The sequence below is a fragment of the Nocardioides sp. genome, from assembly GCF_029937575.1.
In the GTDB taxonomy this organism is placed as follows: Bacteria; Actinomycetota; Actinomycetes; order Propionibacteriales; family Nocardioidaceae; genus Nocardioides.
Map to the genome: position 1 here is coordinate 19,368 of NZ_JAPYPS010000052.1, position 8,702 is coordinate 28,069.

General features: G+C 71.2%; 9 protein-coding genes. 8 read left to right on the top strand and 1 reads right to left on the bottom strand.

Annotated elements, in window-relative coordinates:
* Positions 1-232: 232 nt before the first annotated feature.
* Positions 233-388: a hypothetical protein gene (locus Q1K33_RS15490; protein WP_300405538.1), complete on the top strand. Its 156-nt coding sequence runs from the start codon at positions 233-235 to the stop codon at positions 386-388.
* 54 nt (positions 389-442) lie between these two features.
* On the opposite strand, the gene Q1K33_RS15495 is transcribed toward Q1K33_RS15490, so the two are convergent.
* A complete protein-coding gene (locus tag Q1K33_RS15495; protein ID WP_300405540.1) occupies positions 443-1,804 on the bottom strand; it encodes an aminotransferase class I/II-fold pyridoxal phosphate-dependent enzyme in 1,362 nt (453 codons plus the stop codon).
* Positions 1,805-1,959: 155 nt separating this feature from the next.
* On the opposite strand from Q1K33_RS15495, the gene Q1K33_RS15500 reads away from it, so the two are divergent.
* The 7 genes from Q1K33_RS15500 to Q1K33_RS15530 form a co-directional block, all read left to right on the top strand.
* Entirely contained in the window at positions 1,960-2,808 is an 849-nt protein-coding gene (locus tag Q1K33_RS15500; protein ID WP_300405542.1) for a nitrilase-related carbon-nitrogen hydrolase, read from the top strand.
* 20 nt (positions 2,809-2,828) lie between these two features.
* Positions 2,829-4,274: a dihydropyrimidinase gene (hydA, locus tag Q1K33_RS15505; RefSeq protein WP_300405544.1), complete on the top strand. Its 1,446-nt coding sequence runs from the start codon at positions 2,829-2,831 to the stop codon at positions 4,272-4,274.
* An 83-nt stretch (positions 4,275-4,357) separates the two neighbouring features.
* Positions 4,358-5,392: a TIGR03842 family LLM class F420-dependent oxidoreductase gene (locus Q1K33_RS15510; RefSeq protein WP_300405545.1), complete on the top strand. Its 1,035-nt coding sequence runs from the start codon at positions 4,358-4,360 to the stop codon at positions 5,390-5,392.
* 3 nt (positions 5,393-5,395) lie between these two features.
* Positions 5,396-6,343, top strand: coding sequence for an ABC transporter permease subunit (locus Q1K33_RS15515; protein ID WP_300405547.1), 948 nt, complete (start codon positions 5,396-5,398; stop codon positions 6,341-6,343).
* The gene (locus Q1K33_RS15520) at positions 6,340-7,254 is read left to right on the top strand and encodes an ABC transporter ATP-binding protein (RefSeq protein ID WP_300405549.1); all 915 of its coding nucleotides are present in this window, start codon (positions 6,340-6,342) and stop codon (positions 7,252-7,254) included. The genes Q1K33_RS15515 and Q1K33_RS15520 overlap by 4 nt, the downstream gene beginning before the upstream one ends.
* The gene (locus tag Q1K33_RS15525; protein WP_300405552.1) at positions 7,251-8,078 is read left to right on the top strand and encodes an ABC transporter permease subunit; all 828 of its coding nucleotides are present in this window, start codon (positions 7,251-7,253) and stop codon (positions 8,076-8,078) included. Before Q1K33_RS15520 ends, Q1K33_RS15525 begins: the two co-directional genes overlap by 4 nt.
* 113 nt (positions 8,079-8,191) lie before the next feature.
* A partial coding sequence (locus Q1K33_RS15530) for an ABC transporter substrate-binding protein (RefSeq protein ID WP_300405554.1) occupies positions 8,192-8,702 on the top strand: 511 nt, incomplete at its 3' end.

Genomic DNA, 8,702 nt, shown 5'->3' on the forward strand with positions numbered 1-8,702 from the left:
CCTCGTCCAGGCTTGCCGCTGCGGCGGCCGGGGTTCCACACCGGTGGGGGTGAATGAGCGTGAGGAAGAGCGCGACGTACGGCGTCCACCACCGCCGCCACGACGCCGGGCGTGGCGCATCCCGGCGCGCTGGTCCCAGGCGCCGACGAGTCGGTCCGCCGCCAGCGCACCCGTCCGCGCGTTGGCCCTCCCGGGTGTGTTGCCACTCGTCCCGGCCGCGTGATCATGAAACATGACGTTGTTCGAGGTGATCGTGACAGTCCTCGTGCTCGTGGGTGTGGTCGTGTTGATCCTGCTGTTCGAGCGCAAGCGTGCGGAGCAGATCGAGCGCGACGTGGGAGAGATGAACCGGGAGCGCCGGCAGCGGCCCGAGCGGCCCGAGGAGTAGCGAGACGAGCCCGGTATGACGGCGCATCGCCGCCGTGCGCTGGGCGGCGGGACACTAGTGAGCCGCGGCCCCGGCCAGCGCTGCGGCCACCTCGTCGGCGTCCTCGGGAGCCACCAGCCCCGACGTGACGCGCACGTGCGGCGCGACCGCTGATCCGGTCTCCAGGAAGGGGCGCCCGGCGGCGGCTCGGACCCCGGCCGCGGCGAGGTGGAGCAGGGCGGCGCGCTCGTCGTGCACGGGCAGCCACAGGTTGATCCCGTCGGGAGGGGCGACCTCGACGCCGTACGACGCCAGCGCGGCCACGAGCGAGCGCTGCCGTCCGAAGTACTGACGGCGGGCCTCGGCGACCTCGTCCATCGACCGGGCCTCGGTGAGCAGGTCGAGGAGGATCGACTGCACCATCCGCGAGGTCCAGGCGGGGCCGAGCATGCGGCGCTGCACGATCGCGTCGACCAGCACGGACGGTCCTCCGAGCGCGGCGATGCGCAGGTCGGGGCCGTGGGACTTGGAGAAGCTCCGGACGTGGACGACCCGACCCGGCAGCAGCGTGCTCAGCGAGACGTCCGGGGAGGTGCTGATCGCGCCGGAGTGATCGTCCTCGACGACCCAGGGCGCCTCGCCACCGCGACGCGCGATGACCCGGGCCAGCGCGGCGGCGCGTGTGGGTGCCAGCGAGATGCCGGTGGGGTTGTGCGCCCGTGGCTGCAGGACGACGGCCACAGGTCGGGCGTCCAGGGCGATGCGCAACGACTCCGCCCGCATCCCCTCGCCGTCGATCTCGACCGGCACCACCTCGGCGCCCAGGGACTCGACGAGGTCGAAGAACGGCGGGAACGTCGGTGACTCCAGCACCACGCGGTCCCCGAAGGAGACGAGGTGCTCCATCACCCGGGCGATGCCGTCGGTCGCCCCGTCGACCACGGTGATCGTGTCGTCGGGGTTGGGCCACGTCGCGGCGAGCACCTCGCGCAGCCGAGGCAGCACCGGCTCCTCCTGGTAGGCCAGCGTCGCCGCCCGCGCCGAGACACGGCCCAGGGCCGGGCCGAGCGACGGCAGCAGGGCGGGGTCGGGGGTGCCGCGCGACAGGTCGAAGCGGACCGCCGAGTCGGTCCCTGCCTGGGGGCCGCCCTGCCCGACCAGGTCGCGCACCCGCGGGCTCAGCCAGCTGGTCGGGCTGTCGCGGACGAAGGTGCCGGCCCGTCCGCGCGAGACCACCAGGCCCGTACGGCGCAGCGCCTGCCAGGCGGCGCTGACCGTGGCCGGCGAGACCCCGAGGTCGCTCGCCACCTCCCGCACCGTGGGGAGTCGGTCGCCGGGTGCCAGGGCGCCGGAGCGGATCGCCCGGCTGAACGCGCCGGCGATCCCCCGCGGCGAGCGGTCCTCGACGCCGCCGTACACCGGAGACGCAGCCGTCATCGCGCACCTCTTCCCGGCCGGTCCCGCCCGCCGAGCCGACATCGGATTGCCGTGGACCCTTGACAGAAGAGAAATCCAAGCGAAATGTTCAACCCGGAGGATAACACTCTCGTTGACCTCGACACCCGACCGAGCGAGCCCCCGGAGGACCCCCCGTGACGATCGTGCGAGCCGCCATCTCCCAGACCACCTGGACCGGTGACAAGGAGTCCATGCTCGACAAGCACGAGCAGTTCGCTCGCGACGCCAAGGAGCAGGGCGCCCAGGTGATCTGCTTCCAGGAGCTCTTCTACGGGCCCTACTTCGGGATCACCCAGGACCAGAAGTACTACCGGTTCGCCGAGCCCGCCGACGGCCCGATCGTGCAGCGCTTCGCCGCCCTGGCCAAGGAGCTGAGCATGGTGATGGTGCTGCCGATCTACGAGGAGGAGCAGACGGGGGTCTACTACAACACCGCGGTCGTCGTCGAGGCCGACGGCACGATCCTCGGCAGCTACCGCAAGCACCACATCCCCAACCTCGAGAAGTTCTGGGAGAAGTTCTACTTCCGCCCCGGCAACCTCGGCTACCCCGTCTTCGACACCTCGGTCGGCAAGATCGGCGTCTACATCTGCTACGACCGGCACTTCCCCGAGGGCTGGCGCGAGCTCGGCCTCAACGGCGCCCACATCGTCTTCAACCCCAACGCCACCAAGCCGGGCCTGTCCAACCGGCTCTGGGAGGTCGAGGGCCCCTGCGCCGCGGTCGCCAACGGCTACTACGTGCTGCAGCCCAACCGGGTCGGCCGCGAGGACAACGAGTACGGCGACGAGGCCGTCGACTTCTACGGCACCAGCCAGGTCATCGACCCGCGCGGCAACTTCGTCGGCGAGCGCGGGAGCTCGGAGTCCGAGGAGCTGATGGTGCGCGACCTCGAGATGGACATGGTCCAGCAGATGCGCGACGACTGGCAGTTCTACCGCGACCGCCGCCCCGACTCCTACACCCACATCGCCCAGGCCTGATCGCGACCGAGAGGAGCACCATGAGCACCCTCCTGATCACCGGCGGCACCGTCGTCAGCTCGACCGGCCGTACGGCGGCCGACGTCCTGGTCGACGACGAGTTGATCGTCGCCGTCCTCGCCCCCGGATCCACGCTGCTCGGCAGCGACTTGACCGCCTCGGTCGACCGGGTCGTCGACGCGACGGGCAAGTACGTCATCCCCGGCGGCATCGACGCCCACACCCACATGCAGCTGCCCTTCGGCGGCACCGAGGCCAGCGACACGTTCGAGACCGGGACGATCGCGGCGGCCTGGGGCGGCACCACCTCGATCATCGACTTCGCGGTGCAGACCACCGGCCAGCGGATCGAGACCGGCCTGGCCGCCTGGCACGAGAAGGCGGCCGGCAACTGCGCGGTCGACTACGGCTTCCACCAGATCGTCGGCGGCGTCGACGAGCACTCCCTCAAGGCGATGGAGACCCTCGTCGACGAGGGCATCACGTCGTACAAGCTCTTCATGGCCTATCCCGGCGTCTTCTACTCCGACGACGCCCAGATCCTCAAGGCGATGCAGAAGGCCGCCGAGCTCGGGCTGCTGACGATGATGCACGCCGAGAACGGCCCGGCCATCGACGTGCTCGCCGAGCAGCTCTACAACTCCGGCAAGACCACTCCCTACTTCCACGGCATCGCCCGCGCCTGGCAGATGGAGGAGGAGGCCACCCACCGCGCGATCATGCTTGCCGACCTCACCGAGTCGCCGCTGTACGTCGTGCACGTGTCGGCCAAGCAGGCGGTCGCCCAGCTGGCCGCGGCCCGCGACCGCGGCAAGAACGTCTTCGGCGAGACCTGCCCGCAGTACCTCTACCTCTCGCTGGAAGAGCAGCTGGGGGCACAGGGCGACAAGACGTGGGGCGACTTCGAGGGTGCCAAGTGGGTCTGCTCGACCCCGCTGCGCTCGCGCGAGGACGGCCACCAGGACGCCATGTGGCAGGGCCTGCGCACCAACGACCTGCAGATGGTCTCCACCGACCACTGTCCGTTCTGCATGAAGGACCAGAAGGAGCTCGGCAAGGGCGACTTCCGCGCGATCCCCAACGGGATCGGGTCGATCGAGCACCGCCTGGACCTCATGTACCAGGGCGTCGTGACCGGCGAGATCACCCTCGAGCGCTGGGTCGAGCTCACCTCGACGACCCCGGCTCGGATGTTCGGCCTCTACGGCACCAAGGGCGTCATCGCGCCCGGCGCCGACGCCGACATCGTCGTCTACGACCCCCACGGCCACACGTCCATCGGCATGGGCGAGGGCAGGACGCACCACATGAACATGGACCACTCGGCCTGGGAGGGCTACGAGATCGACGGCCACGTCGACGTCGTCGTCTCCCGCGGGTCCGTGCTGGTCGAGAACGGCGAGTTCCACGGACGCGCCGGCCATGGGCAGTACCTCCGGCGCGGCCTCTCGCAGTACCTCGTCTGACCCCCGGGGTTTCGAGGCTCGCCTTGCTCGCACCTCAACCACCGTCGGCTCCTCGCACCTCAACCACCGTTGAAAGGCACACCATGGACTTCGGCGTCGTCCTGCAGACCAACCCGCCCGCCTGGCGCACCGTCGCCCTGGCCAAGCAGGCCGAGGAGCACGGCTTCGACTATGCGTGGACCTTCGACTCGCACCTGCTCTGGCAGGAGCCCTACGTCATCTACTCGGCGATCCTGGGCGCCACCAACCGGATCGTCGTCGGCCCGATGGTCACCAACCCGTCCACGCGTGACTGGACCGTCACGGCGTCGGTCTTCGCGACGCTCAACGAGATGTACGGCAACCGCACGGTGTGCGGCATCGGCCGCGGGGACTCCGCCGTCCGCGTCCTCAACGGCAAGCCGACCACGCTCAAGGACGTCCGCGAGGCCACCCACGTGATCCGCGAGCTGGCCAACTGCCGCCCGGTCGAGGTCAACGGCACCACGCTCCAGTTCCCGTGGGCGCGCTCGTCGGCGCTCGAGGTGTGGATCGCGGCCTACGGCCCGTTGGCACTCAAGACCACCGGCGAGCACGGCGACGGCTTCATCCTGCAGCTGGCCGACGTCGACATCGCGAAGTGGATGATCGGCGCCGTCCGCCAAGCCGCCTCCGACGCGGGGCGCGACCCCGACGCGATCACCTTCTGCGTCGCGGCTCCGGCGTACGTCACCGACGGCAGCGACGAGGCGCTGACCCACGCGCGCGAGCAGTGCCGGTGGTTCGGCGGGATGGTCGGCAACCACGTGGCCGACATCGTCGCCCGCTACGGCGACGACCCCTCGGTAGGTGTCCCCCAGGCGTTGACCGACTACATCAAGGGCCGCGAGGGCTACGACTACAACGAGCACGGTCGGGCCGGCAACACGCACGCCGACTTCGTGCCCGACGAGATCGTCGACCGGTTCTGCCTCCTCGGCACCGTCGAGGACCATCGCGCCAAGCTCGAGGAGCTCAAGGCGATCGGCGTCGACCAGTTCGCGGTCTACCTCCAGCACGACAACAAGGAGGAGACGATGCGCGTGTACGGCGAGTCGATCATGCCCGAGCTGCGCGACCACGTGGTCGCGAAGGCCTGAGCCTTGTCCGCCACCGCCCAGACGACCGCCGCCCCCGGGCTGACGGCCGCACGCCCGAGCCTGGTCGCCGGCGCCCGCAGAGGCCTGCCCCTGGTGCGCGCAGTCGTGCTCGGGTTGCTCGGGCTGCTCGCCGTCGCGGGTGCGTGGGAGGGCTACAAGGCGCTGGCGCCCGAGGACGGCGTCGTGGTCGGCGACAACCGCGTGCTGCCGCGCACCACCGACCTCGCGATGCCGCACGTGTGGGACATGCTGCAGCGGCTCGGCGAGCCGGTGAGCAGCCTGCGCGGGGCCGCGCCGCTGTGGCAGGTCGTCGCCGACGCGGTGCTGGTCTCCTTGAAGGTCGCCGCCGCCGGCTGGGTGGCGGGTACGGCGATCGGACTGCTCCTCGCGCTGCTGATGGCGCGGCTCCGGCTCGCCGAGTGGGGTCTGCTGCCGTGGATCGTGCTCAGCCAGACCGTGCCGCTGATCGCGTTCGCACCGATGGTGCGCAGCTGGGGCTCGCGGATCGAGATCGGCGGGTGGGAGTGGCCGGCGTGGATGTCGGTGGCGCTGATCGCCAGCTACCTCGCCTTCTTCCCGGTCGCGGTCGGGGCCCTGCGCGGCCTGCAGTCCACCGACCGTGTCCACACCGAGCTGATGCACTCCTACGACGCGGGCTGGTGGGCCACGATGTGCCGCGTCCGGCTGCCCGCCGCGGTGCCGCACCTGCTGCCTGCCCTGCGGCTCGGGGCCGCCGGTGCCGTCGTGGGGACGGTGGTCGCCGAGGTGTCGATCGTCTACCCCGACGGGATCGGCCGGATGCTCGTGACCTTCGCCGGCCAGGCCTCCGGCGACCCCGAGAAGGCCTGGGCGCCGATCTTCGGAGCCATCGTGCTCGGACTCGTGGCCGGCGGCTTCATCGCCCTGCTCGGGCTGCTGCTCCGCACCTACCGTCGCGGTGAGGCCCCGTGACGACCGACCGCTCCCAGCCGACCGCCCCCGTCCCGGACCCAGAGGACCACGTGGAGACCCACCGACCTGACCACGACCGCACCGCCGCGCAGCCGGAGGACGCCTTCGGCGCTCCTGCTGCGGTCCGCGCGACCGGGGTGTCCAAGACGTTCGGCTCCCGCAGGAGCCAGGTGACCGCGCTGTCCGAGGTCGACCTGACCGTTGCCGCCGGTGAGTTCGTCGCCCTGATCGGGCCTTCGGGCTGCGGCAAGTCGACGCTGATGCGCCTCGTCGCCGACCTGGAGGCACCCTCGAGCGGCTCCTTGGAGGTCTTCGGGAAGCCCGCGGCCCGGGCTCGCGCCGACCAGGACTACGGCATCGCGTTCCAGCAGGCCGGCCTGCTGCCCTGGCGCACGGTCGCTGCCAACATCGCCCTCCCGCTGGAGCTGCACCGCGCGCCGCGCGCCGAGCGCAGGCAGCGGGTGGCCGAGCTCGTCGAGCTCGTCGGCCTGGGCGACTTCGCGAAGTCCCGCCCCGACCAGCTGTCGGGCGGGATGCAGCAGCGGGTCGCGATCGCGCGCTCGTTGGCCGAGCGGCCCCGGCTGCTGCTGATGGACGAGCCCTTCGGCGCGCTCGACGAGATGACCCGGGAGCGGATGCAGGCCGAGCTGGCCCGGATCTCGCTGGAGACCGGAGCCGCGGTGGTCTTCGTGACCCACTCCATCCCCGAGGCCGTGTTCCTCGCCGACCGGGTCGTGGTGATGTCGGCGCGCCCGGGCCGGATCACCGACGAGATCGTCACCGGGATCGGTCGCGACGTCGTGCGCGACGAGCACCTGCGCGAGGACCCCGCCTTCTTCTCCAAGGTCACCGAGGTGCGCGAGGCGCTGCACGCAGGCCCGGTCTCCGCATCAGGGGCGCACGAGCGATGACGACCACCAGGACCAGGCCGTCTCCCGGCCGGCCGGCCACCGCCTCGCCGGCCGCCACCGAGCGGATCGGCCGCGTGGTCGCGCCGGTCGTGGTCGGGGTGATCGGCCTGGCCGTGTGGCAGTTCCTGGTCTCCGTGGTCGAGGTGTCGCCGTACCTCCTGCCGGGTCCGCAGGAGATCGGCTCCGAGCTGAATGACAACTTCGCCGCCGTGCGGGAGGCCTTCTGGATCACCGGCACGAACGCCGCCATCGGACTGGTGTTCGGCACGGTCGTCGGCATCGTGCTCGCCGGGCTGGCCGCCTGGGCGCGCGTGGTCGACGGGATGCTCGCCTTCGTGGTCGCCTCGCTCGCGGTGGTCCCGATCGTGGCGCTCGCGCCCGTGCTGAACTCGATGTACGGCGCCGACAGCGAGTACGGGCGACGGGCGATCGCCGCGATCGCCGCGTTCGTGCCCGTCTACGTCAACACCGTGCGCGGCCTGCGGCAGACCACCCCGCAGCACCGCGACCTGATGCACTCCTACTCGGCGTCCGGCTGGCAGACGTTCAGCAGCCTGACCCTGCCGTCGGCGGCCCCGCACGTGATCACCGGCATCCGGGTCGCCAGCTCGCTGGCCGTCATCTCCGCCCTGGTCGCCGAGTACTTCGGCGGACCCCGCGGAGGGCTCGGCAGCTTCATCTCCACCAGCGCCGCCACCAGCGCCTACGCCCTCGCCTGGGCCTACGTCGTGGCGGCCATCGTGCTCGGGCTGGTCGCCTACGTCGTCACCGTGCTGATCGAGCGTCTCGTGCAGTGGCGACTACCGACCGGGGGGCGCTCGTGAGCAGCCCACATGACGTGCCCCCTGCAGGTGCAGAAGATCCCGCACGACCGCGCCCGTCCTCGCACCGTCGCGAGGCGCGCGTGTCGTGTCCAGCGTTGCCGAAAGGAACACCCATGAAGAAGAACCTGTCCCGCCGCCTGGCGGCCGGTGCCGCCCTGGCGCTGGCGGCAACCACGCTCGCCGCGTGTGGAAGCGACGACACCAGCAGCGACGGGGCCTCCGGCGGCGACGCCGGTGGCCTCACCCCCGTGACCCTGCAGCTGCAGTGGCTGCCCCAGGCCCAGTTCGCCGGCTACTACGCAGCCGTGGACCAGGGCTTCTTCGAGGAGGAGGGCCTCGACGTCGAGATCGTCCCCTCCGGCGGCGACATCGTGCCGCAGGACGCCCTGGCCAACGGTGACGCCGACTACGCCATCGCGTGGGTGCCGAAGGTGCTCGGCTCGATCGAGCAGGGCGCCGACCTCACCAACGTGGGCCAGATCTTCCAGCGCTCGGGCACCCTCCAGGTGGCCTGGGCCGACTCCGGCATCGACTCCGTCGCCGACTTCGAGGGCAAGAAGATCGGCTCCTGGGGCTTCGGCAACGAGTGGGAGATCTTCGCGGCGATGGCCGCCGAGGACCTCG